Source organism: Geomonas agri (genome assembly GCF_020179605.1).
Taxonomy (GTDB): domain Bacteria; phylum Desulfobacterota; class Desulfuromonadia; order Geobacterales; family Geobacteraceae; genus Geomonas; species Geomonas agri.
In genome coordinates this window covers 148,620-173,205 of record NZ_JAINZO010000002.1, presented here as the reverse complement: position 1 = coordinate 173,205, position 24,586 = coordinate 148,620, and the positions used below count along the sequence as shown (strand labels likewise).

Genomic DNA, 24,586 nt, shown 5'->3' with positions numbered 1-24,586 from the left:
TTTCGTGGTGCGTACAGGTCGGCCCTGAGGGGGCCGGAACAATGGTTGTGTGATCTTCATCGAGGGCAGAAGTGAGAATGCTGACACAGACAAAGCTGATGTTACCGATGGCCGCCAGGACGGGCGCCGCCAAGTACCTGGTGCGCCTGGCTGCAACCGCCGCCCTTTTGGTCATGCTGGTTGCGTGGGGAACGACCGCGCACGCCGCGGGGATCTTCTGCTCCCAGTTCGGCGGTGTGGTCGACGGCAACAACCCCGCCACCCTCGCCGCGGTCAGGGGGGCATCCACCTTCGGGGTTGACACCAACTGCACCATCAAGAACTTCCCCGATTCCATCGGCGGCTTCCCTATCACCAACATAAACTTCAACTTCCCGCAGCAGCAGTCGTACTACATCGCTTTTCTGAACGTCTTTTATTACGGCAACATGTCGTGCAACGACCCCACCCAGTCGGACTTCTGGATCTACTGGGCTCCCGGCGGGTACAACAACATCAGTCCCGCCTGCCAGGCCTTCATGGTACCGGTCGACGCGGTGAGCAAGAAAAATCCCCCGGCGCAGACCACCGCCGCCGTCGGGGTCCCCTTCACCTATACGATCAGCGTCCCCCTTTTGGGGAAACTCGACGCGACGGGGACGTTCCAGTACATCGCCAACAGCGACGATGCCACGGTGACCAACGTGGTGATCCCCGACGATCTCACCGCCACGGGCGCCGCCTTGAGCTACGTGACCAACGCTGCTTACTTGGTTAACCCCGCCACGGGGGCGAGGACGGCGCTGAACGGGGGGGCGCCGCTGGCCCTCGGGGCGGGCGCCGGCTGGCTCAGCAGCCACCCCGGCGTACTCTCGGACGCCACCAGGCACCTGGTCTTTTCCTACGAGTACAACCCGGCGCTGGCCTCGCTCCCGGCAGGGTACAACCTGGAGATCCAGGTCACCGTCGTTCTCGACAACAACCCGACAGGCGTGAACCAGGCGGGGGCGCAGTTCTCCAATACCGCCAACATGTGGTTCAACAAGCCGATCAACACCGCCAGCATGGTGGACCTGCAGGCATGGCCCGGCACCACGCCGCCGATGACGGTGGTCGAGCCGAATCTCACCCTTACCAAGAGCGGCTCGGCCGCGACGGTCAACATGGATTCGCAGGTACGGTACACGCTCAACGTCCAGAACACCGGCGGCAGCGACGCGTGGAACGCCACCGTCACCGACCACATCCCTGCCGGCATGAGCACCGTCTCTCCGCTGGGTACCATCAGCGCCCAGGTTTTCGCCTCCGACGGGGCCACCCCGGTGTCGGCTCCGCTGGTGAGCGGCACCGACTTCACCACCACCTGGAGCGGCGGTGCGGGGTCGCCGGGGCTGCTCACCCTGGCCCTGCTCGACTCCGCCAAAATCGCCCCCACCCAGCGCCTCATCGTCACCTACCTGGCGCAGGTCGACAGTACCGGCGTCGCCTCCGGGGCGACCCTCACCAACATCGCCGGTGCCACCAGGTGGTTCAGCGCCAACAGCACCTATCCCGGACGTCGCGAGTACGACCGGACCATCACCGACGGCACCCCCGGCACCCTGGACTTCCAGGATGCCTACACGGTCACGGCGGCGCTCGCCGGCTACTACTTTCAGAAGACGGTGCGCGACCTCACCACCGGGGCCAATCCGGCCACGGCTGCCTTTCCGGGTGACCGGCTGCACTACACCCTGCTTTTGCAGAACTTCACCTGGCCCCCACTGAACGGCGTCACGGTCACCGATACCCTGCCGGCCGGGCTGCGCTCCGTCTCCAACGTCACCGTCACCCCGGCGGGAGGCACAGTGAGCGTCACCCAGCCCAGCGGTGGCACCCCCGGGGCCGTCACCGTTTCCGGCCTCAGCCTGCCCGGCGGCGCCGCCACCAATGCCCAGGTCCAGATCGAATTCGACGCGACCCTCGATACGACACTCGCAAACGGCACCATGGTCTCGAACCAGGCCGGCGTTACCGGTACCGACAGCACCACCACCCCCGCGACGGTCTGGTCCGGCCCGAGCGACGACCCGTACGTGAACGGCACCGTCCTGCTCGGCTCGGGAGGGGATCCGACGAGGGTCACCATCCAGGCCCCCGGAGCGCTATCCAAGACGAACCCGTCACCGGCCACGGCGACCATCGGCCAGCAGTTCAGCTACCAGATCAAGGTACCCGCCACCCCGGCCGACGTCCCCCTTTACGACGTGAGGGTCCTGGACAACCTGGGGCTCTCCGCCGCCGGCATGAGCTTCGTCAGTGCCGACGTGATTTCCGGCGGTACCTGGAACCTGACCAACACCGGTACGGCCACCAACGTAATACTCCAGGACCTCGCCACCGGCATCGACATACCGGCGGGGGGGCAGGCGGTGATCCAGGTGACAGCGGCACTGCAGAACTCCGCCGTGAACCGCGCCGGTCTCACCTTCAACAACACCGCTTCGTACACCTATAACAAGTTAAACGGCGACAGCCTGACCCAGTCGGTCGGCGGCGCGGCGACCACGGCCAACATGACGGTGGTCGAACCGCACCTGACCGCGGCCAAGGCGGTCGGCTACGCATCCCCGGCGGGGAAAGCGGCGTCCGCCGCCGCGGCTCCCGCCGACGTCCTGCGCTACACCGTCACCGTCACCAACGACGGCGGCTCCCGGGCCTACGACGCCGACGTCATGGACTTCCTCCCGGCCAACGTGGCGCTGGTGCCGGGTTCGGCCACCGCGCAGGTGAACGGCGCACCGGTGACCGGGTTCATGCCTACGCCCGCCCTTCTGCCAAGCGGGGCCGTGGACTGGGGGAGCCGCAACGGCGACGCGAGCCTGGACATCCCTGCCGGCGGCACCCTGGTATTGAGCTACCTGGTGACCGTGCTGGAGACGAGCGGCGCCCCCATTACCAACGACGTGTACGTCGACTGGACCTCGCTCTCCGGCTCGGTTCCCGGTGAGCGTACCGGCGCCGGCTGCCCCAGCACCACCGCTCCCAACACCTATTGCTCCGGGCCGGTCTCCGCCACCGTCTCGTCGCTCGACCCGACCGCGCTTGCCAAGACCGTCGTCGCCGACTCCTGGAGCGCGGCCCCGGGGAGCGCGACCGACGCGACCGTGCGGGTGGGGGATACCGTGGTCTACAACGTCGCCCTGACCCTGCGCGAAGGGACCACGCAGAACGTGGTACTCACCGACCAGTTGCCGACGGGGCTCGCCTACGACGCCCTGGTCAGCATCGCCCCCGCCTCGGGGAGCGGCAACTTCAGCTACACGGTCTCCTCCCAGCCCGCGCCCGGCGCCACCGGCACCCTGACCTGGAACCTCGGCAACGTCGCCAACACCCCCGACAACAACGCCGCCAACAACACGCTGACCATCCAGTACCGGGCCCACGTGATGAAGAACGCGCTGGCGCAGTCCCCGACGGCACAGCAGCTCGTCAACAGCGCCACGCTCAACTACGCCATCAACGGTGTGGCCGCCACCCCCAAGAACTCCGGCGCGACCCTCAACGTCTGGCAGCCGCTTCTCAACGTGTCCAAGACGCGGACCGATAGCGCCGGCACGGTGATCAGCGCCGGCGAGGCCATCACCTACACCGTCACGATGGCCAACAGCGGTACTTCGCCCGCCTACAACCCCGTCCTTGCCGACACGCTCCCGGTCGGCCTGCGCCAGGGTGGCGTCACCACCACCGGCGTCGCCTTGATCGACAGCGCCACCGGCGCTACCAGCGCGACCCTCCCCGTGCTCGCCCCGAGCTACAGCGCCGCCACCGGCGTCGCCACCTGGAACTTCGACGCAGCCGGTTCCGCCGGGCTCTACGCGGTCGCGCCGGGGCAGGCCTTGCGGGTGAGCTACCAGGTGAAGGGGGACGCGGGGCTGGGCGCCGGGGTGACCCTGAACAACCAGGCCCAGGTGAGCGCCTACTACTCCTTCGACAGCCAGGACGTCCCGGCGGCGAGCGTCCTTGGCAACCGGCAGTTCTACGGCCCGACGACGGTGGCCACGGTGCAGCTCACCACCGCGGCGGCCACCGCGCTCTCCAAGCAGGCCCAGGTCACCAGCGCCGCCATCGGCCGCCCCTTCAGCTACACCATCACCGTGCCGGCGGTGCCGCAGCCGGCCGCCATGTACGACGTGCGCGTCCTGGACGACTTGAGCTCCACTGCAACCGGGGTGGACCTGCGCTTTGTCGGCGTGCAGCGGGTTTCCGGCCCGGCCTTCACCCCGGTCAACACCGGCAGCGCCACGAGCCTCGTGATCCAGGACAGCGGCAGCGGCATCGACATCCCCGCCGGCCAGCAGGCCGTGATCAACGTGACGGTGCTCCTCACCAATTCCGCCGCCAACACCCTCGGCAAGCAGTTCCAGAACACGGCGACCTACACCTACAACGGCGTCAACAACACCCCGGCCACCCAGGCCAGCGGCGCGCCGGGCGCCAGCGCCGCCATCACCGTCGTCGGCCCCGCGCTGACCGTGCAGAAGAGCGGACCGGCCACCATCAACGCACTCGCTCCTGGCCTGTTCACGCTCAACGTCCAGAACACCGGCGGTAGCACCGCCTGGCAGGCGACCCTCACCGACCTCCTCCCCAACGTGACCACCCCGGCCCCGGGGAGCATGTGCGGCTCCGCCCCCACCAACGTCACGGCGCGCGTCTACCAGGCCGACGGCGTCACGCCGGTCTCGGCGAACCTCGTCAACGGCACCGACTTCACTGTGAGCTTCGCGCCCGCGCCCGCCTGCACCATGACTGTCGCCATGAAATCGGCCGCCGCCGCCATCGCGCCGGGCGAGCGACTGCTGGTCAACTACAGCGCCTCGCTCGACCCCTACACGGCGGGGGGGATCACCCTCACCAACGTGGCGGGCGCCACCAGGTGGCTGAGCGCGGACCCGGCGGTCACCGCGGCTGCGGACATACAGGCCACGACCGCTGCGCTCACTAACGGCACCCCCGGGGTGCTCGACGTTCAGGACGCCTTCACCGTGACCACCCAGGCGCCGCTTTTGAGCTTCACCAACACGGTGCAGAATGCGACCACCGGGCAGTCCGGCGCGAACGCGAGGCCCGGCGACACTCTGAAATACACCCTTACCATCCGCAACCTGGGCACCCTGGGTGCGGCGAACTTCACCCTGACCGACGAGCTCGACAAGCTGAACGCGGTCGCCATGTTCGCACCCGGGACACTGAAGCTCTTGACTGCGCCTTCCGGGGCGAACGTCACCGCCACCTCGGCCAACGGCGGCAGCAAGGGGACCGGCGTGGTGAGCATCGGCAATCTCACGGTGGCCCCGCAGGGGCAGGCGGGCGACGTGCTGACGGTCGAGTTCCAGGCGACGCTGGCGCCGGTGATCGACAGCGGTTCCCTGGTGCAGAACCAGGCGCAGGTCGCGTCCCCCCTGTTGCCGTCGCAGCTGAGCGACGATCCGTCGCTGCCGGGAACGGCCGACCCGACCCGTACCGTCATCGCGTCGGCGCCGCGGTTCCTGCTCCAGAAGACGGTGCGGGACGTCACCTCCGGGAGCGCCACGGTCACGGCCGGCGACACGCTGCGCTACTCCATCACCGTCAAGAACGACGGCACAGAGAACGCCACCGGGGTCACCCTGCGCGACCAGGTCCCCGCCAATACCGCCTATGTTCCCAACAGCACCACCCTGAACGGCAAACCGGTGGCAGACGTCGGCGGTGCCAGCCCGCTGCAGAGCGGGATGACGGTCAACTCGCCGGCGAACCCGGTACCGGGCACCATGCCCGCGGCGGCGGGTGCTGCGAGTAACGTGGCCACCATCACCTTCGAGGTGAGGATCAGCAGGAGCGTGGTGGCCGGAACGCTCATCTCCAACCAGGCCTTCCTGGCCGGGACCGGTGCGGCAAGCGGCCCGTTCCCGGAAGAGGCATCCGACAACCCGGCGACGCCGGTGCCCAACGATCCCACCACGGTGGTGGTCGGCAACCTGCCGCTTCTCTACGCGCTGAAGACGGTCCAGCTCGTCGGCGACGCCAACGGCGACGGCCTGGTCGATCCCGGCGACGAGCTCCAGTACACCATCACCATGACCAACTCGGGGGGGACCGCCGCGACCGGCGTCCTGCTCACCGACGCCATCCCCGCCAACACCACCTACGTCGCCAACAGCGTACGCCTGAACGGCGCGGCGGTGGCCGACGCGGCGGCCGGAGTATCCCCCCTCACCAACGGCATCGGTGTCGTCTCCCCGGGCGTCACCCCGCCAGCGCCCCCCGCGACCGCCGGGACCCTCGCGGCAGGCGGCACCGGTGTCGTAACCTTCAAGGTCCAGGTCAACCAGGGGGTCGCCCCGGGTACCGTGATCAGCAACCAGGGGAGCGTGGCCAGCACGGAACTGCCGCTTTTGGCCACCGACTCCGACGGCACCCCCACCAACGGCTACCAGCCTACCGTGATCGCGGTGGGGAACGCACAGCAGCTCAGCATCACCAAGTCAGCCGTGGTGGTCGGCGGCGGTGCAGCGCTCCCGGGGAGCGTCCTGGAATACACCGTGCGCGCCACCAACGTGGGCCTGGTGCCAGCCACGGGCGTGGTGCTGACCGACGACCTGACCCCGCTCCTCCCCCAGGCGAGCTACCTCACCGGTTCCGGGGTCATGAACGGCTCCTCCAACGGGGTCACCTATGCGGCCCCGGTCCTCAGTGCCAACTACGGTGCCAGCTACGGCCCCCTGGCGCCGGGTGCTGCCGTCGTGATGCGCTTCCAGGTGAAGCTGAACGCCACCGTGTCCAGCGGCAGCGTGGTCAACAACACCGCCCAGGCGAGCTGGGATACCCCGACTCGGGTGGCGAGCGCGGGGACTTCGGTCACCGTCGGCGGCATGCCGGGGAGCGCAAGCCTCACCGGATCGGTGTGGCAGGACGCGAACCACGACAACGTCCTCGATGGCGGCGAGCTTCCTTCCGCGGGCTGGACGGTGGACCTGTACCAGGACGGCCGCGTGGTGGGTACGGTGAAGAGCTCTACCGACGGCTCCTACCGTTTCAGCGGGGTGCCCCCCAACGCCGGCACGGCGATCAAGTACGAACTCCGCTTCCGCGCGCCGGGCGCCGGTGCCGCCACCGCCCTCCTGGGATGGTGCAGCTCTCCCTTCACCAACGGCATGCAGCGCATCTCCGACATCGTGGCCGGCGGCGGCTCGCTGCTGCAGGAGCTGAACCTGCCGCTCACACCCAACGGCGTGGTCTACAACTCCATCGTGCGCACCCCGGTGCCGGGTGCGACCCTCACCATGGTCCAGGCGGGGAGCCGCCTCCCCGTCGCCGCGAGCTGCTTCAACGACCCGGTGCAGCAGGGGCAGGTCACCACCGCCAGCGGCCTCTATAAATTTGACCTCAACTTCAGCGATCCCTCCTGCCCCTCCGGCGGGGAGTACCTGATCCAGGTGACCCCCCCGGCTACCGGTTACATGGCTGGCGTCTCCAAGCTGGTGCCGCCCGCCTCCAGCGACAGCACTGCCTCCTTCGCCGTCCCGGCCTGCCCCAGCAGCGCCTTCGACGCGGTGCCGACCACGGCCGGGTACTGCGAGGCGCAGGCGTCGGACCTGGCGCCCGGCACGTCGGTCCTCCCCGGCGCCGCCACCGCCTATTACCTGCGGCTCACCCTGGACAACCTGCAGCCGGGCTACAGCCAGATCTACAACAACCACATCGCCGTCGATCCGACCCTCAACACGGCAGTCGCCATCACCAAGACCGCGGCCGTCACCGACGTGTCGCGCGGCGCCCTGGTCCCCTACACCATCACCCTCAACAACACCTTGGGGGCGACCCTCAGGGACCTGAGCGTGGTGGACACCTTCCCGGCGGGATTCAAGTACGTGGCCGGGTCGGCGCGCCTGGACGGCCGCAAGGCCGAGCCGACGCTGAACACGCGCCAGATGACCTGGAGCGTCGCGCAGCTCACCAGCAGCACCAGCCACAGCATCACCTTCCTCATGATCGTCGGCTCCGGCGTCTCCGAGGGGGAGTACGTGAACCGCGCCCAGGTGCTGAGCACCATCACCGACAGCGTCGCCTCCGGGGTCGCCTCGGCGACCGTCCGCGTCATCCCCGATGCGGACCTCGACTGCACCGACGTGATCGGCAAGGTCTTCGACGACGCCAACGCCAACGGCTATCCGGACCAGGGAGAAAAAGGGCTCGCCGGCGTGCGCGCCGTGACCGCCCGGGGGCTGGTGGCCACCACCGACGAGTTCGGCCGCTTCCACATCACCTGCGCGGTGGTGCCGGACCAGGACCGCGGCAGCAACTTTATCCTGAAGCTCGACGAGCGCACGCTCCCCACCGGGTACCGCGTCACCGGAGAAAACCCCCAAGTGCAGCGGGCCACGCGGGGCAAGATGCTGCGCTTTGACTTCGGCGCGGCCATTCACCACGTGGTGTCCCTGGACGTCGCCGACGGCGCCTTCGAGCCCAACGGGATGAGGCTGCGCAGGCAATGGCAGCCGAGGATCGACCTCCTTTTGAAGGAACTGCGCAAGGCACCGGCGGTGCTGCGGCTTTCCTACCTCGCCGAGGTGGAGAGCAAGGCCCTGGTGGAGCAGCGTCTCAAGGCGCTCAAGACGGAGATCTCGGGCAAGTGGGGGGACGGTTACCCCCTCACCATCGAGACCGAGGTCTTCTGGCGCCGGGGTGCGCCGCCGTGACCGGAATAGTCTTGCAGGGGAGGAGCCGGCTCTTCTTTCCCTGTTCCAAGGGGATCCCCCACCCCATACCCCCCTCCCGATCCGGGAGGGGGGTATGGGGTGGGGGACGCTGCGGGGAGGGGGAGGCTCAGGCAGCTCGTGCAATGGCATTCAACAAAGAAACCTCAACCTGTTTGGGTAGATGGATGGGACCAATGGTGAAGCAACGTATCGCCCTTACATGCATGATCCTCGCGTCGCTGGCAGCAGCCGGGCCCGCGGCCCGTGCGGAGAGCACACCCGCGCCGGTCGCCAAGGCTGCCGCCGCGCCGGCGGTCGCGACCCCCAACGTCCGGGACGCAGCCGGTCCCGGTGAGACGACCGAGGGGCATCTTCCCAAGGAAGCGACCTATACGCCGTGGCTGCTCGACCCGTCCGTTTTCGCGCAGGACCAGGGGGACCGCACCGAGAAGCGTCAGGTTGCCGAGAAGGACGTGAAGACGGTCAAGCTGACCAACCTGGTGCCGCCCATCCGCTTCCGCACCGGCGAGGCCGACATCACCCGGGAGTACCTGGAGCTTCTGCGCGGCGTGCTGGAGAAGATGCGGGGCCGCAATAACGTCCGCCTCCATTTCGTGGGGCACGCCGACACGCAACGGCTGAGCGGTGCGCTGCAGGCGAAGTTCGGCGACAACACCGGCCTGTCCCGCGAGCGCGCCGGCACCACGGCCGAGTACTGCCAGCGCGCCCTGGGGCTTCCCCCGGAGGCGATCTCCTATGAAGGGATGGGCGACGCCAAGCCGGTCGCCTCCAACGCCACCGAGGAGGGGAGGGCGCTGAACCGGCGGGTGGAGGTCGAGGTCTGGTACGACGAGATCGGCGAAAAGATGGTGGAAAAGGAAGTGATCGTCCCGGCGCAGGTGAACCGGGTCAAGATCTGCCGCACCGAGACGGTCTGCAAGATGCGCTACCAGGAAGGGCTTTCGCACCGGGTCCGGATCAAGAACCTCGTCGCCCCCCTGCAGTACGACGCCGCCATGCTGACTGTGCCGGAGGATTTCCCGCACCAGGTAAGGCAGGCCTTGAACAACCTGGCCGGCAAGCAGCACATCGCCGTCAAGTTCATCGCCTACAGCGACACGACGCCGCTGGAGGCGCGTGACGAGCGCATCTACGGCGACCAGCTGGGGCTCTCCAAGGCGGTCGCCCGGCGCGTCGCCCTCGCCGTGCAGGACGCGCTGAAGAGTACCCCGGTCTCCTTCGAAAGCGAGGGGAAAGGGGCCACACAACCGGTGGCCTCCAACGACACCCCGCAGGGGCGGGCGCTGAACCGGCGCGTTGCGGTGGAGTTCTGGCACGACGACGCGCTCCAGGAACTGTCCGACGAGCCGCAACTCTGCCCAGAGGATGCCGAAGCCCAGACCGTCACCAGGGTCTACGATCCTCCCTCCGGTCCCATCCCGGCCATCCTGTTCCAGGACGGCAACCCGGTGCTCCCCGAGGGGTACACCGAGCGGCTGAAAACGCTCATGGACGACATCAAGCAGCGCAGCAACGTGCGCCTGCGCTTCATCGGCTACATCAGCAACGAGCGGCTGGAGCGTCGCACCGCCGCCGTCTACGGCGACGACATCGGCTGGGCCACCGCGCGCGCCCGGCGCGGCATGACCGAGGTGAGCGCGAAGATGGGGCTCGTCCCGAAGCAGGCGGAGTTCGAGGGGCGGGGCTACGTGCAGTCGGCGGACGTGGTCGCGACCGGCTTCACCGGCACCGGCGAGTCGCGGGTCGAGGTGCAGGTGGTCTATGACGAGCAGGTCCCGGTCAACGACTACGAGGGGGTGGACATCCTGCGCATGACCCGGGAGGTGAACGCGGCCGATCCCCTGGCGCTCAACCTCCTGCGCATCTCGGTGGACGGCAAGCCGGTCGACGACCTGAACAAGAGCATCCCCGACCTGCAGCGCTGCACCGACGTGGCGCTGCAGGTCGCGAGGATCGAATTCAAGTACGACAACCTGAGGGCCTACCGCCGGCTGAACGTCACCGCCTGGCCGCGCAGCATCCGGTACGAGGACCTGCCGGGGACGGAGTTCGCCGAGAACCTGGTCCGCTTCCGCCTCTACGCCAACTACCACAGTTTCATAAAGCGCGCGGAGGTGAGGATCTTCGACGAGGAGCGCTCGGTGCGCGACCTGCCGCTGGCGGTAGTCCCCATGGACGGCGAGGGGATGGCCACCTGGAGCGCGAACTTCGAAAACCCGGTCACCCCGGCCCGTGAGCTCAAGTACCTGGTCCGCGTCTACGACGCGCAGGGGAACTACGACGAGACCGTCGCCCAGCCGCTGTGGGTGGTCGAACAGGTCGATCCCGGCACCGCCAAGTCGGACCCGGAACGGGAACTCCTGGCCGGGTACGGCGGCAGCCGCATCGGGGAGCGCAACATCCCGGTCGCCGGCGGTACCGTCCAGGCCTACGGCAGCTCCATCCCCACCGAGCACCGGGTCTGGTTGGCCGGCTACCCGGGACCGGTGGACGGCAACGGGCGCTTCATCGTCGAGGAGATCCTCCCCAAGGGGATGCACACCGTGGAGGTGGCGGTGCTGGACAAGGCTGGCAACGGCGAGCTCTTCCTGCGCGACCTGGCCATGCCCAAAAGCGACTGGTTCACCGTCGGGATCGCCGACCTGACCTTCTCTGCGGACAAGACCAGCGGCCCCGCCAAGCTGCTCGCCCCGGACCAGCCGCGCTACAGCCACGACTTCAACGCCGAGGGGCGCCTCGCCTTCTACACTAAGGGGACCTTCGGCGACGGCTGGGGGCTCACCGCCAGCGCCGACACGCGGGAAGCTCCCCTGGACCAGCTCTTCAGCAACTTCTTGGACAAGTCGCCCGAGTCGCTGTTTCGGCGCATCGACCAGGACTACCACTTCCCGACCTACGGCGACGATTCGACCGTGCTGGAGGATGCCCCCACCAGCGGTAAGTTTTACGCCCGGCTGAAAAAGGACCAGAACTACGGCCTGTGGGGCAACTTCAGGATCGGGTACCTCGACAACGACCTGGCCCACGTGGACCGCGGGCTCTACGGCGCGAACCTCCACTACCAGATCCCCGGCGTCACCAGCTTCGGCGAGAAGCGCTTCATGGTGGACGGGTTCGCCGCCGAGCCCGGCACGGTGGCCGGCCGCGACGAGTTCCGCGGCACCGGCGGGTCGCTCTACTACCTGCGCCGGCAGGACATCCTGCAGGGTTCCGAGCGGGTGCGCATCGAGATCCGGGACAAGGATTCCAACATGGTGCTGGCGGTGAAGGACCTGACCCCGGTCCAGGACTACGACGTCGATTACCTTCAGGGACGCCTGGTCCTCACCCAGCCCCTGGAGTCGACGGCGGCGGACAACCTCCTGGTGCACAGCGACACCATCGACGGCAACCCCGTCTACCTGGTGGCCCGCTACGAGTACACGCCGGGAGCCGCGGAACTGGACACCATGACCTTCGGCGGCCGGGCCCACTACTGGTTCGGCGACTATGTGAAACTGGGCCTCACCGGCACCGGCGGCAAGGACGGCGACATCGACGAGAGCCTCGCCGGTGCGGACCTCACCCTGCGCAAGTCCGCCGCCACCTGGCTCAAGCTGGAGACCGGCCGCAGCAAGGGGGCGGGGCTCTTCACCTCCACCTCGCTCGACGGCGGCTTCAACTACAGCACCGTGCAGGCACCCGTCGCTGCCGCGATCGCCGCCAACGCCTACCGGATCGATGCGAGCGTCGCCCTGCAGGATCTGAATAAGGATTGGCGGGGGCGCTTTACCCTCTACAGCCAGCTCCTGGAGGCGGGGTACTCCGCACCGGGCCAGGCAGCGGAAAAGGAAACCACTCTGGTCGGCGGCACCGCCGAGGTGCCGGTCAACGACCGCCTGAAGGTCAACGTCAAGGCGGACCAGCGCAACGTGGACCAGGGGCTGCAGACCACGGCAGCCGAGGTGAACGGCACCTACCAGGTGGACGAGCACTGGAGCGCCGGGGTGGGGGCGCGCCTGGATAGCCGCAAGGACCAGTCGACCGTAGTACCCCTGACCCAGGAGACCGGGGACCGCGTCGACGTCGTGGGGAAGGTCGGCTACGACACCAAGGCGCGCTGGAGCGGCTACCTCTTCGGGCAGGAATCGGTACTCACCACCGGCAACCGTGAGGGTAACGGCCGGGGCGGCGTGGGGGGCGCCTTCCGGGTCACCGACCGCCTGAAGCTGAACGGCGAGGCGTCCGGGGGAAATCAGGGCCTGGCCGGTCGCTTCGGCAGCGAGTACCTCTACAGCGACCGTACCACCCTCTATACCAACTACGCCCTCGAGAACGAGCGCTCCGACAACGGCGTGCAGGCTAGGAAAGGTGCCCTCACCTCGGGCTTCCGCACCCGCTACTCGGACAGCGCCAGCGTCTACGGCGAGGAACGCTACACCCACGGCGACGTCCCCAGCGGCCTGCTCCACTCCTACGGCGTCGACCTCGCCCCGACTGACCGGCTCAACTTCGGGGCCAAGGGGGAGTTTGGCACCCTGCGTGACAACCTCACCGGCGCGGAGCTGAAGAGGAAAGCCCTGGGCGTGAGCGCGGGGTACGGCTTTGAGAAGGTGAAGCTCTCCAGCGCCGTGGAATACCGGGTGGACGACGCCGAGCAGTCGGACCTGAGCCGGGTGAAGCGGACCACCTGGCTGTTCAAGAACAGCCTGAAGTACCAGGTGACCCCGGACTGGCGGCTGATCGGCAAGTTCAACTACTCGCAGAGCACCAGCTCGCAGGGGGATTTCTACGACGGCAGCTATACCGAGGCGGTGGTGGGCTACGCCTACCGCCCCGTCGCCAACGATCGCCTGAACGCCTTGGTCAAGTACACCTACTTCTTCAACCTCCCCGCGGTGGGACAGCTAAACGGCACCAGCACCAGCGCGGGTGTCATGCAGCGCAGCCACATCGCGTCGATCGACGCCACCTACGACCTGACGGAGCGCTGGAGCATCGGCGGCAAGTACGCCTACCGGCTCGGGCAGGTCAGCATGGACCGGGTCAACCCCGAGTACTTCGACAGCACCGCCCATCTCTACGTGGCGCGGGCCGACTGGCACTTCCTGCACAAATGGGATGCGCTCGTCGAAGGGCGGATGCTCGACCTGCCGGAGGCGAAGGACCGGCGCAGCGGCGTGCTCCTGGGGCTTTACCGTCACCTGGGCAACAACGTCAAGGTCGGGGGCGGCTACAACTTCAGCAACTTCTCCGACGACCTGACCGACTTCAGCTATCGGCACCAGGGAATATTCGTCAACGTGGTGGGGATGATTTAGTCATGTCTGAGGCGGCCTTACCCCCTCGCCCTCCGGGAGAGGGTGGCCGAAGGCCGGGTGAGGGAGAGGCCATGCAGGAGATCTTCGCCCGTTGCAGCGCCCTCACCCCTGCCCCTCTCCCGGGGGGCGAGGGGAACCCGACTGTCTTCAAATGAACCGCCGGCAACCCGTCCCGGAACGCAGGCACAACTAAACATAGGTGGCAGACATGAGCAAAGTTCTGAAGGTAATCGTCGTAGGGATGTCGGCACTTCTGTTGACCCTTCCTGTCTATGCGCAGGGAGCTGCCCCGGTACCGGGGGGGCAGGAGAGCGTGCGGGAAGAAGTCGCACCGGAGGGTGTTGAGGATCAGGCCATACCCGAGGATATCGACGTGCGAAGCGCGGACGAAAAGCCCGATGCGCAGACCGCAGCGGAGGGCGTCGAAGCCTCACCCGTGCCCAGTCCCGCGCAACTCCCGGTCGGACAGGGAGTGGTCAAGGCCGAGGCCAGGCGGGCGGCTGACAAAGAGCAGACCAAGGGGCTCGACGAGCAGGTCCAGGAGATCAAGGCGGATGTCCTCTCCATCGCCGCGCAGCTGAACCGGCTCGAAGAGAAGCTCCTCTACCCCTCCGACACCCAGGTCGCCATCTTCGTCTCCCTGGAGGGGACCGAGAAGTTCCGCCTGGACGCCGTGACCATCGAGATGGACGGCAAGAAGGTCGCCCATCACCTCTATACCTACAACGAGATCGAGGCGTTGCGGAAGGGGGGCGTGCAACGGATCCACGTGGGGAACGCCATGACCGGCGAGCACCCCCTGCACGTGACGATCATGGGCAAGACCGAAGGCGGATCGGATTTTCAGAGGGAGGAGAACTTCAAGGTCGCCAAGGGGATCGGCCCGAAACTGGTCGGCGTGGTTCTCACCGGCAGCAAGACCATCACCGTGAAGGACTGGTAAGCCATGTCCAGGCTGATCCTCATACTGGTTTGCCTGCTGTCGGCGAGCGTGGCCCTGGCTGCCGGCGCCGCTACGGAAAGCGGCGACCGTGCTCCCCGCCCCGTCGGCGGCCTCAAGGACGTCTACTTCGGAGAAGCGCTCTTCCACGCCTACCAGGGTGAGTGGTTCGAGTCGGTGGCGCGTTTGGACACCGAACTCGGGCAGCACCACCGGGTCGACGAGCCTGCGCTGGATACGCTCTACCCCCACGTGGACCAGGCGCAGTTCGACGTCGGCGACTTCGAGATGGGCTACCGGATGCACCTGCGCGCCGGGCGCGCCATCCGGGCGGTGATCGAGGGGAAGGTGGACGAGCCCCAGCGCAACGCGGCCATTTACCGGCTGGCCCGGCTCTACTTCCGCAAGGATCAACCGCGGGAGGCCCTCCAGGCGATGGAGCGCATCCGGGGCAAGGTGCCGGAGCGGATTCGCGACGACGTCGCGTTCCTGCGGGCGCAGCTCCTCATGGCCAACGACCGCCACGAGGAGGCGTCGCACATCTTGAAGGAACTTTTGGGGACCAAGGGGCTGGAAGGTTTCTCCGGCTACAACATGGGGATTGCGCTGATGCGGCAGGGGAAGGAGCAGGACGGGCGACAGCAGTTGGACCGGGCCGGGCAGATCGCAAGCCTCGATCCCTCCAGCCAGGGAATCAGGGACAAGTCCAACCTGGTGCTCGGCTACAAGCTCCTGGACGAAAACAAGGGGGGCGACGCCAAGCTGGTCCTGGACCGGGTGCGCCTGAGCGGCCCCTTCTCCAACCGTGCGCTGCTCGGCTCGGGGTGGGCCGACGCCAACCAGGGGCAGTTCGAAAGGGCGCTGGTTCCCTGGAGCATCCTTGCCAGGCGCGAGGTGACCGATCCCGCGGTGCAGGAGGCCCTTTTGGCGGTCCCCTTCGCCTACGGCAAGCTGAAGGTCTACGGGAAGGCGGCCGTCTTGTACGGGCAGGCGCTGGCATCGTTCGGCAAGGAGATCGACAAGCTGGGCGCCTCCATCACCTCCGTGCAGGAAGGGAAGTTCCTGAAGGCCCTGGAGCGGGAGGAGCTGCGCCAGGACCCGGACTGGGTGGTGAAGCTGCGCAGCCTGCCCCAGGCGCCGGAGACCTACTACCTCCTCGACCTGATGGCCTCCAACGATTTCCAGGAGTCCCTGAAAAACTACCTCGACCTGAACGAGCTGGCCAGGAAACTCTCCGCCTGGAACCGGGACCTCGATTCCTTCGAGGAGATGATCAAGCTGCGCCGCGGCTACTACGAGCCGCTGCTTCCCGAGATCGACGAGTCCTTCAAGCAGCTCGACTCCCAGATCCGGCTGCGCCAGGAGCAGCGCGACCGCATCGAGAAACGGCTGCACGCCATGCTGACGGCGCCGCGCCCGGACCACCTGGCCACCGCGCAGGAGAGGATCGCCCGTGAGGAGATCGCGCGGCTGGAGCAGGCCGCCGGTGCCTCCGCTCCCGCCGAGGTGAATCAGCGACTGGCACGGCTGCGCGGTGTCATCTCCTTTAACATCGCCACCCAGTACCACCAGCGCTTCACCGATACCTTCGAGGACCTCGACAACCTGAACCGGGAAACGGAGCGCCTCAAGCAGCAGTACGTTTCCTTCGTGCGCACCCGACAGGCCGCGACGCAAAGCTACCAGGGGCACGACGATGGGATCCGCGGCGAGCGCGCGAGAATCGCGACTGCCCGGGAAAAGGTGGCGGCGCTGTTGCCGCGCCAGGGGAAGATACTGGAGGCCATGGCGGTGGAGGAACTGTCCCGGCGCCGGGTGCGCCTCGAGCAGTTCCAGGTCACCGCGCGCTTTGCCATCGCGGACAGCTACGACCGCGCCAACAAGGCGCAGGCTCAAAAGAGGGTGGGCGAATGAAGCGGACCAGATTCCTGATCCTGGCAGTCGCCGCGCTCCTTGCCGCGTGCCAGTCCGGCGGCGGCAGGGAAACCATCGCGCAGCTCAGAACCGTGCAGGTCGAGATCAAGGAAGAGCCGATCGAGGGGGGACTCGACAAGGCGATGGAGGGATACCAGCGCTTCCTTGACGAGACGCCCGAATCTTCGCTCACCCCGGCCGCCATCCGGCGCCTGGCCGACTTGAAGATCGAGAAGGAGTACGGCTACCTTGCCGCCCCCGCCGGGAACAGCCGCGATGTCGCGCTCCCGGCGCCGGAGCGGACCGCAGTCCAGGCCGCGCCTGTCGCCGCTTCCGAACAGGCGAAACCGGGCGAGTCCGAAGCCGATTTCGAAAAGAGGGCGCTCAAGGCCCAGGGGGGGCACGAGACGGGGGAACGGGCCGGGGCCCGCGAGGCGATCGCCCTGTACCAGAAGCTCCTGGACAAGTACCCCCGCTACGACGGCAACGACCAGGTCCTCTACCAGATGTCCCGCGCCTACGAGGAACTGGGCGAGACCGAGCAGGCGATGGCGGTGCTGGATCGCATGGTGAAGGATTTCCCGAAGTCGCGCTACCTGAACGAGGTTCAGTTCCGCCGCGCGGAGTACTTCTTCACCCATCGGCAGTACATCGAGGCGGAAGGGGTGTACAAGGGGCTGGTCGAGGCCGGCCCGGAGACCTCCTACTACGAGCTGGCCCTCTACAAGCTCGGCTGGACCTTCTACAAGCAGGAACTCTACGAGGAGGGGCTGGACCGGTTCATCGCGCTCCTGGACCACAAGGTCGCTACCGGGTACGACTTCACCCAGACCGGCGACGACCTTGAACACAAGCGGGTCGACGACACCTTCCGCGTCGTCAGCCAGAGTTTTTCCTACCTGCACGGCGCCGCTTCCGCCGTGGAGTTCTTCGAGAAGAAAGGCACGCGCAGTTACGAGGACCGCGTCTACAGCAACCTGGGCGAGTTCTACTATGAGAAGCGCCGTTACAGCGACGCGGCGGCGGCCTACAACGCCTTCGTGAGCCGCAACCCCTTCCACCGGGCTTCTCCGCAGTTCAGCATGCGCGTGATCGAAATCCACATCGCGGGGGGGTTCCCGACCCTGGTGATCGAGGCGAAGAAGGAATTCGCCAGGAACTACGGGTTGAAGGCGGAGTACTGGAAGCACTTCGAGCCTGGCTCCCGCCCCGAGGTCTTGGGCTTTTTGAAGACCAACTTCACCGATCTCGCCCACCACTACCATGCGCTGTACCAGGCCCCGGAACATGCCAAGGAGAAGGAGGAGAACTTCCAGGAGGCATTGCACTGGTACGGCGAGTTCCTGGTTTCCTTCCCCAAGGACGCCGAGTCGCCGGTCATCAACTACCAGATGGCGGACCTGCTCATGGAGAACCGCTCCTTCGCGCGGGCGGCGCAGGAATACGAGAAGACCGCCTACGAATACCCGCGCTACGAGAAGTCCTCCGCCGCGGGGTATGCGGCCGTCTTCGCCTACCGCGAACAGCTCAAGGGCACCCGGGACGAGGAAAAGGACCAGGTCAAGCGGGAAGCGGTGCGCAGCTCGCTCAGGTTCGCCGACACTTTCCCGGAACACGAGAAGGCGGCGATCGTGCTCGGGGCGGCCGCGGACGACCTCTACGAGTTGAAGGATTACCAGCAGTCGCTCACGGTGGGACGAAAGCTCATTGCCACCTTCCCGACCGCGGACAAGGACGTGCTCAAGTCCGCCTGGATCGTGGTCGGGCACTCCTCCTATGAGTTGAAGGGGTACGCCGACGCCGAGGCCGCCTACGTCCAGGTGCTGGCCCTGGTCCCCGCGGAAGACAAGAGCCGGGAAGGCTTCACGGACAACCTGGCCGCCTCGATCTACAAGCAGGGCGAGCAGGCCAACGCCGCCAAGGACTACCGCGCCGCCGCAGACCATTTCCTGCGGGTCGGCCGCATGGCCGCGGGTTCCAAGCTCCGGGTCAACGCCGAGTACGACGCCTCGGTTGCGCTGATCCAGCTCAAGGATTGGAAAGCGGCGACGGCGATCCTCACCGGCTTCCGCGGCCTCTTCCCCGGGCACGAACTGCAGCCGGAGGTCACCCGCAAGCTCGCTCACGTCTACAAGGAAGATGGGCAGCTCTCCCTGGCAGCCGGCGAGTACGAGCGCCTGGAGACGGAGTTCAAGGACGAGGAGGTCAGAAGGGAGTCCCTCATGCTGGCGGCGGAACTGCACCAGCAGACCGGGAACAGGAAGCAGGCACTGGTCGTGTACCGCCGCTACGTCGGCTACTTCCCGGAGCCGGTCGAGGTGAACCTGGAGATGCGCAACAAGGTCTGCGAGATCCTCAAGGAGGACGACCGCAAGGCGTACCTCGACGAACTGAGGGAGATCGTGGCCATCGACGCCGCGGCCGGCCCGGCGCGCACCCCGCGTACCAGGTACCTGGCCGGGACGGGGGCCCTGGTGCTCGCCGAGCAGACCTACGAACGCTTCACCGAGGTGCGCCTGGTGAAACCGTTCGAAGACAACCTGCGTAAGAAGAAGGAGCTGATGAAGGAGACCATCCAGAACTTCAACAAGCTGCCGCAGTACGAAGTGGGCGAGGTGACCGCGGCGGCGACCTTCTACCTGGCCGAAATCTACGGGCACTTCGCCAAGGCGCTCACCGGTTCCGAGCGGCCGGACGATCTCAATCCCCAGGAGTTGCAGGAGTACGAGATGGCCCTGGAGGAGCAGGCGTTTCCGTTCGAGGAGAAGGCGATCACGGTCCACGAGAAGAACATGGAGCTGATCTCCCTTGGCATCTACAACGGCTGGATCGATAAGAGCCTCGGCAAGCTGGCGAAACTCCTGCCCGTGCGCTACGACAAGCCGGAAGCCGCCAGCGGCCTCATGGCCTCGCTGGAGAGCTACAGCTACGAGATCGAAAGACCGGTAGCGCCGGCCGCGCCGGCTCCCGCAGCCGGGAACCCGGTCCTAAGCGACGCGGTGGCGCCCGCCGAGCCTGCCGCAACTGTCGGCAATGCCGCTGAGGGTTCGACGGCGGCACCTGCCGAGGGCGGAGAAGGGAAGACGGCAGCAAAGGCCACGGAGGGGGGCGCACCGCAGGAAGATGCAGCCGCCGCGGCGCCGGCGCAAAGCAAGGAAGCTGCCCAGAAAGCCGCACCGACCAAGGCGAAGAAATCTAAGAAGGGGACCGCGAAGCGGCGCCCAAAAGGGGGTAACAAGTGAAGCGATTGGTGAACGACCGTCCCGGTTTCCTGTTCCTGTTCCTTTTGCTCCTGGTCTTGTCGGGGTGCGTGACCGGCGGGCACGCGAAGAAAGTGCCCGATGCCTCCCCGGTCCCCGTGGCCGAGGCGCCCCTCCCCCAGTCCTCCGCTCCATCGGTGCAGCGTCTGGGCCAGGGGAGGGAAGGGTTCGTCATCAGGGAGTCCGTGAACCTCGACCGGCAGGCACGCACGGATTTCGACAAGGCGAACGAACTCCTCAAGGCGGGCGAATACCAGAAGGGCGCGGAGCTGCTGGAAAAGGTGATTGCACAGGCACCGGGACTCACCGCACCCCGCATCAACGCCGCCGGCGCTTACAGTCAGCTGAACAAGCCCGAACAGGCCGAGCAGCAACTGAAGGCCGCGCTGGAGGCGATCCCCGGGCACCCCGTGGCGGGCAACGAGTACGGCCTGCTGCTGCGCAAGGCCGGACGCTTCACCGAGGCCCGCGTCGTGTACGAAAAGTCCCTGGCAGCGTTCCCCGAATACCGTCCCTTGGAAAGGAACCTCGCCATACTCTGCGACCTCTACCTCAAGGACCTCACCTGTGCCCGCGCGCACTACGAGGCGTACAGCAGGGCGACCCCCGACGACAAGCAGGTGAAGCTGTGGATTGCTGACCTGCAGGGGCGCAGCGGACAGGTCGCCATGCACAAGGAGGCGGGACCGCGGCAATGAGTGTTGACGATTTCGACTTTCCCCCGTTGCAAGGCAAGAGGCAGAGGCCTCCGGCCGAGCAGGAGGAGAGGCAGCCTTGCTTTTCGTGGAGGCACCACCGTTACCGGCAGATCCGGTTTTGCTTAAGGCATCACCGCTACAAGGAGGAACGCACTATGTCTGGCAGGCTGTTTTTCTTCATCTTTTTGGTCCTTATCCCGGTTGGCATCGTCATCGCTCAGGACGACGGGACTGCCGCACCTGACGACCCCAATGTCAACGTGGGCGCGGCAGCCCCTGCGGCCCCCGGCGACTCGGAGCCCAAGATGGTCTCGGGGATGTCGGTCCTGGGCAACAAGGAGGCCCCCATGTCCCTGGTCATCGTCCCCTGGAAAACCTCGGAGCTGGGTGCCGAAGCAAGTCTCACCAGGACGCTGGATGAGCGCCCCGCACCGGTGGACCGGGAGGTTTTTTTGCGCGAGGTGGCTTTTTATGACGTCAGCGCCGGCGCCAACGGGAGCGCTTCGGCAGGTTCGAAACCGGGCATGTAATAAATCACCGCATCAGCGGATCAATCGACCCAAAGAGGTCTACAGGCAAGGAGGCAAGTGATGCACGCAATCGTAAGGTTTTTCCAAATGGGTGGGTTCTTCATGTTCCCGATTCTGTTGGTACTGGCGGCCGGGCTCGCCATCGCGGTGGAGCGCTGGATCCACCTGAACCGGGTGAAGAAGGAGAACAGCCAGATCTGGGATCAGGTTCACCCCATCCTGGCGACCGGCGACTTCGACAGGGCGCGGGATCTGGTCAACGAGGACACCTCCACCATAGCGCAGATGCTGTCCATGGGCCTGGCACGCCAGGGCGCGGTGAGAAGAAGAGAGGATATCGAGATCGCCATGGAAGAAAGCCTCATGGAGATCATTCCCCAGCTGGAAAAGCGCACCCCGTACCTTGCGCTCCTGTCGAACATCGCCACCCTGTTCGGTCTGCTCGGCACCATCATGGGCCTCATCGCCGCCTTCACCGCGGTCGCCACGGCGAGCCCGGCCGAGAAGGCGGCACTGCTGGCCGCCAGCATCTCCGAGGCGATGAACTGCACCGCTTTCGGTCTCATGTCCGCGATCCCGCTGCTGCTGATCCACGCCCGCCTCACATCGACCACCGGGCAGATCGTGGGGAGCCTGGAGATGGTTTCGGTGAAGGCGCTCAACAGCATCTCCACCTTTGCCAAGCGTGCCTACTGAGAACCCGAAACCTACTACAGAGAAAATGACAGGAGCCGGTTATGGCCAGACGTAGAAGAAAGCAAAAAGAAGAACTGGACATGGACATCATGGAGGTGCTGAACCTGACACCGATGATGGACGTCTTTACCGTTCTCGTCGTTTTTCTGCTCATCACTGCGGTCTTCACCAGTATCACCATCATGGAGTTGAGCGTCCCCACCGGCGCCGGAGCCGCCGCTGCCGCCAAGCCGAACTTCGCCATCGAGGTGATCGTCCGCAAGGCGGGGCTGGAGATCGCCAACGGCAAGTCCGTAGAAGCCGTCATCTCGAAGAAGGGGGACAAGTACGACCTCGAGAAGCTCTCCGAAGTGATGCGCGGCATCAAGGCCCAGTACCCCGACAAAGAAGACGCGACCGTCCTCATGGAGCCGAAGGTCGAGTACGACTACCTGGTCCAGGTGATGGATGTGGTGCGCGGCACGGTGGTGAAGACGCCGGGGAGCGCACAGGGGGCAAAGATCGTCCTCTTCCCGAAGATATCGATAGGAGATGCACCATGAGAGAAAGCAGGCGCATGAAGCGGCTGGAGCGCAACAACCATCGCCGACAGGCATTTTTGAATCTCATCCCCATGCTGGACGTTCTTTCGGTCCTGGTGTTCTTCCTGCTTTTCCACTCGTTCAACGGGGACATGCCCGAGCAGCGCCTGAGCCTGCCGAACTCGGTGGTGGAGACCAAGCCCAGGGGGACGGTGGTAGTCTCGGTGACTCCCGAGGCGGTCGTGGTGCAAGGGCAGCCGGTGGTCAGAACGGCCGAACTGTACGACGACAAGGTCGGCTACGTGCGCGAAGTGACGGATCGGCTTAAGGAGATCCAAGGCAAGATCGACCAGGGGCGGAGCACCGCCGCCGAAAACGAAACGAGGGAAGTGACCTTGCTCGCGGACAAGAACATCCCGTTCAAGGTACTCAAAAAAATCATGACGAGCTGCACAGCTTCCGGATACGGAAAGATATCACTTGCCGTCATCCAGAAAGCGTCGCATGCCTAGCGGGTGCACTGTGAATACATCCTTACTGGAACAGGAATTGGCCCCTCTCAACGCACAGGTCAGGCAGGTCAAGGAAGCGCTCAACGACCTGGAGATGCAGTTAAGCGTGGCGGACTCGGAACTCGGAATGTTTTCAGACGACCAGATGCGTTTCGACGCCCTCCGGGACGCCTGTAACGCCATGGAGCGGCTTGCCGCGCTGGACGCGGACCAGCTTTTTTGGGAAGTGCTGCCGGAGGTGACGGATCCGGCGCCGCGGGTCGCCCGGATACGAAGCCTGGTCGAGGCCTTCGACGGGGAGATCCGCGGCGTCCTGGAAACAAAGGCACGTCTCAAGGGGCAGGTTGATCGACACCGGGAGGAGCTGGAGTGTCTTTACGACGCGATCCAGGACGCCCACGCCCGCGACCAGCGGCGCGAAGAGGAATTCCTCGTGGAGCGGGAACTTTTCCCGATACCCGAGCATGTCCTGGTCATGCCCTGGAGCGACGACCGCGAGGTCGAGCGGCGCTACCGCCGCGCCATGTCCATCGCCATGCTGCTCAGCCTCATCCTGAGCGTCATCGTGCGCGTGGTGACCGTGCCGGCGCCGGTGCACCCCGTCATTGCCGAGGTCCCGGAACGACTCGCCATGATGGTGCGCAAGGAGATCCCGAAACCGCCCCCGCCCAGGAAAGAGCAGGAGAAAAAGGAGACGGACAAGGACCCGGCCAAGAAGGAGCAGGCTAGCCAGAAAAGCGAGGAGAAAAAGCAGGCTGCGCCCCAGGAGGAGCGCGCCCAGGACAGGCCGAAGACTGCGGCCGTCGAGCAGACGGCAGCCCCCAAGAGGTCGCAGAACACTGGGATGCTTGCCTTCAAGGACAGCTTCAAGGACCTTATCGACGAGACCCCGACCCCGAAACTTGGCGCCGAGTCCCGGCTCAACAGCGCCAACGCCGCCGGCCAGGCGGTTGCCAGCCGTTCCCTGGTGAGCATGCAGGGGGGAGTCGGAAGCGGAGGCGGCTACGCCGCGGTAAGCCAGAACGTCGGCAACGGCGGCAGCGGCGGTATCGGCAATGCCGCCGTCGGTCGCAACGTCGGGGGAGGCAAAGAGGGGAGGCTCGGCAAGGGGGGCGGCTTCGCCCAGGTCAAGAGCGGGATCGCCGGAGCCGGAGGTGCCAAAGAGGGGCGACCGCTTAGCTCCAACGCCCGTGCCGCCCGCACCGACGAGGAAATCCAGATTCTCTTCGACCGGTACAAGGCCGCCCTCTACCGCATCTACAACACTCAGCTGCGCAAGGATCCGACCCTGCGCGGCAAGATGGTGCTGAAGATCGCCATCGAGCCAAGCGGCGTCGTCTCCGCCTGCTCTGTCGAATCAACCAACATCAACGCCGCCGAGTTCTGCGACCAGATCGTGGACAGGGTCAGGAAGTTCAACTTTGGGCCCAAGGACGGTGTGCCAAGGACAACCATCCTATACCCGATCGATTTCCTTCCCGCTCGTTGAGAC

Annotated in this window: 11 protein-coding genes; all 11 read left to right on the top strand. The window is 66.3% G+C overall.

What is annotated here, in order from left to right:
• Positions 1 to 77: 77 nt before the first annotated feature.
• The 11 genes from K7R21_RS12200 (at position 78) to K7R21_RS12150 (ending at position 24,583) form a co-directional block, all read left to right on the top strand.
• The gene (locus K7R21_RS12200; protein ID WP_224983594.1) at positions 78 to 8,702 is read left to right on the top strand and encodes an isopeptide-forming domain-containing fimbrial protein; all 8,625 of its coding nucleotides are present in this window, start codon (positions 78 to 80) and stop codon (positions 8,700 to 8,702) included.
• Between the two features lie 194 nt (positions 8,703 to 8,896).
• A complete protein-coding gene (locus tag K7R21_RS20850) occupies positions 8,897 to 14,023 on the top strand; it encodes an OmpA family protein (protein WP_318248347.1) in 5,127 nt (1,708 codons plus the stop codon).
• Between the two features lie 208 nt (positions 14,024 to 14,231).
• Positions 14,232 to 14,966, top strand: a complete 735-nt coding sequence (locus K7R21_RS12190; protein ID WP_224983593.1) for a hypothetical protein — start codon at positions 14,232 to 14,234, stop codon at positions 14,964 to 14,966.
• A gap of 3 nt (positions 14,967 to 14,969) precedes the next feature.
• Entirely contained in the window at positions 14,970 to 16,877 is a 1,908-nt protein-coding gene (locus tag K7R21_RS12185) for a hypothetical protein (protein WP_224983592.1), read from the top strand.
• Positions 16,874 to 20,119 (top strand): tetratricopeptide repeat protein, encoded by a 3,246-nt coding sequence (locus K7R21_RS12180; RefSeq protein ID WP_224983591.1) that lies wholly within the window; start codon positions 16,874 to 16,876, stop codon positions 20,117 to 20,119. The genes K7R21_RS12185 and K7R21_RS12180 overlap by 4 nt, the downstream gene beginning before the upstream one ends.
• Positions 20,116 to 20,835, top strand: a complete 720-nt coding sequence (locus K7R21_RS12175; RefSeq protein ID WP_224983590.1) for a tetratricopeptide repeat protein — start codon at positions 20,116 to 20,118, stop codon at positions 20,833 to 20,835. The genes K7R21_RS12180 and K7R21_RS12175 overlap by 4 nt, the downstream gene beginning before the upstream one ends.
• Before the next feature lie 155 nt (positions 20,836 to 20,990).
• Positions 20,991 to 21,365: a hypothetical protein gene (locus K7R21_RS12170; protein WP_224983589.1), complete on the top strand. Its 375-nt coding sequence runs from the start codon at positions 20,991 to 20,993 to the stop codon at positions 21,363 to 21,365.
• Between the two features lie 60 nt (positions 21,366 to 21,425).
• Positions 21,426 to 22,061 carry a MotA/TolQ/ExbB proton channel family protein gene (locus K7R21_RS12165; RefSeq protein ID WP_224983588.1) on the top strand — a complete coding sequence of 212 codons (636 nt, stop codon included), beginning with the start codon at positions 21,426 to 21,428 and terminating at the stop codon, positions 22,059 to 22,061.
• A gap of 41 nt (positions 22,062 to 22,102) precedes the next feature.
• A complete protein-coding gene (locus K7R21_RS12160; RefSeq protein WP_224983587.1) occupies positions 22,103 to 22,603 on the top strand; it encodes an ExbD/TolR family protein in 501 nt (166 codons plus the stop codon).
• Positions 22,600 to 23,094 carry an ExbD/TolR family protein gene (locus K7R21_RS12155; RefSeq protein WP_224983586.1) on the top strand — a complete coding sequence of 165 codons (495 nt, stop codon included), beginning with the start codon at positions 22,600 to 22,602 and terminating at the stop codon, positions 23,092 to 23,094. Before K7R21_RS12160 ends, K7R21_RS12155 begins: the two co-directional genes overlap by 4 nt.
• Positions 23,095 to 23,104: 10 nt before the next feature.
• The gene (locus tag K7R21_RS12150) at positions 23,105 to 24,583 is read left to right on the top strand and encodes an AgmX/PglI C-terminal domain-containing protein (RefSeq protein WP_224983585.1); all 1,479 of its coding nucleotides are present in this window, start codon (positions 23,105 to 23,107) and stop codon (positions 24,581 to 24,583) included.
• The last annotated feature ends 3 nt before the right edge of the window (positions 24,584 to 24,586 follow it).

What these genes read in the sequence shown, in the direction of transcription:
- K7R21_RS12200 (WP_224983594.1), top strand. Translation starts at nt 78, where the DNA reads ATGCTGACACAGACAAAGCTGATGTTACCGATGGCCGCCAGGACGGGC.
- K7R21_RS20850 (WP_318248347.1), top strand. Translation starts at nt 8,897, where the DNA reads ATGGTGAAGCAACGTATCGCCCTTACATGCATGATCCTCGCGTCGCTG.
- K7R21_RS12190 (WP_224983593.1), top strand. Translation starts at nt 14,232, where the DNA reads ATGAGCAAAGTTCTGAAGGTAATCGTCGTAGGGATGTCGGCACTTCTG.
- K7R21_RS12185 (WP_224983592.1), top strand. Translation starts at nt 14,970, where the DNA reads ATGTCCAGGCTGATCCTCATACTGGTTTGCCTGCTGTCGGCGAGCGTG.
- K7R21_RS12180 (WP_224983591.1), top strand. Translation starts at nt 16,874, where the DNA reads ATGAAGCGGACCAGATTCCTGATCCTGGCAGTCGCCGCGCTCCTTGCC.
- K7R21_RS12170 (WP_224983589.1), top strand. Translation starts at nt 20,991, where the DNA reads ATGTCTGGCAGGCTGTTTTTCTTCATCTTTTTGGTCCTTATCCCGGTT.
- K7R21_RS12165 (WP_224983588.1), top strand. Translation starts at nt 21,426, where the DNA reads ATGCACGCAATCGTAAGGTTTTTCCAAATGGGTGGGTTCTTCATGTTC.
- K7R21_RS12160 (WP_224983587.1), top strand. Translation starts at nt 22,103, where the DNA reads ATGGCCAGACGTAGAAGAAAGCAAAAAGAAGAACTGGACATGGACATC.
- K7R21_RS12155 (WP_224983586.1), top strand. Translation starts at nt 22,600, where the DNA reads ATGAGAGAAAGCAGGCGCATGAAGCGGCTGGAGCGCAACAACCATCGC.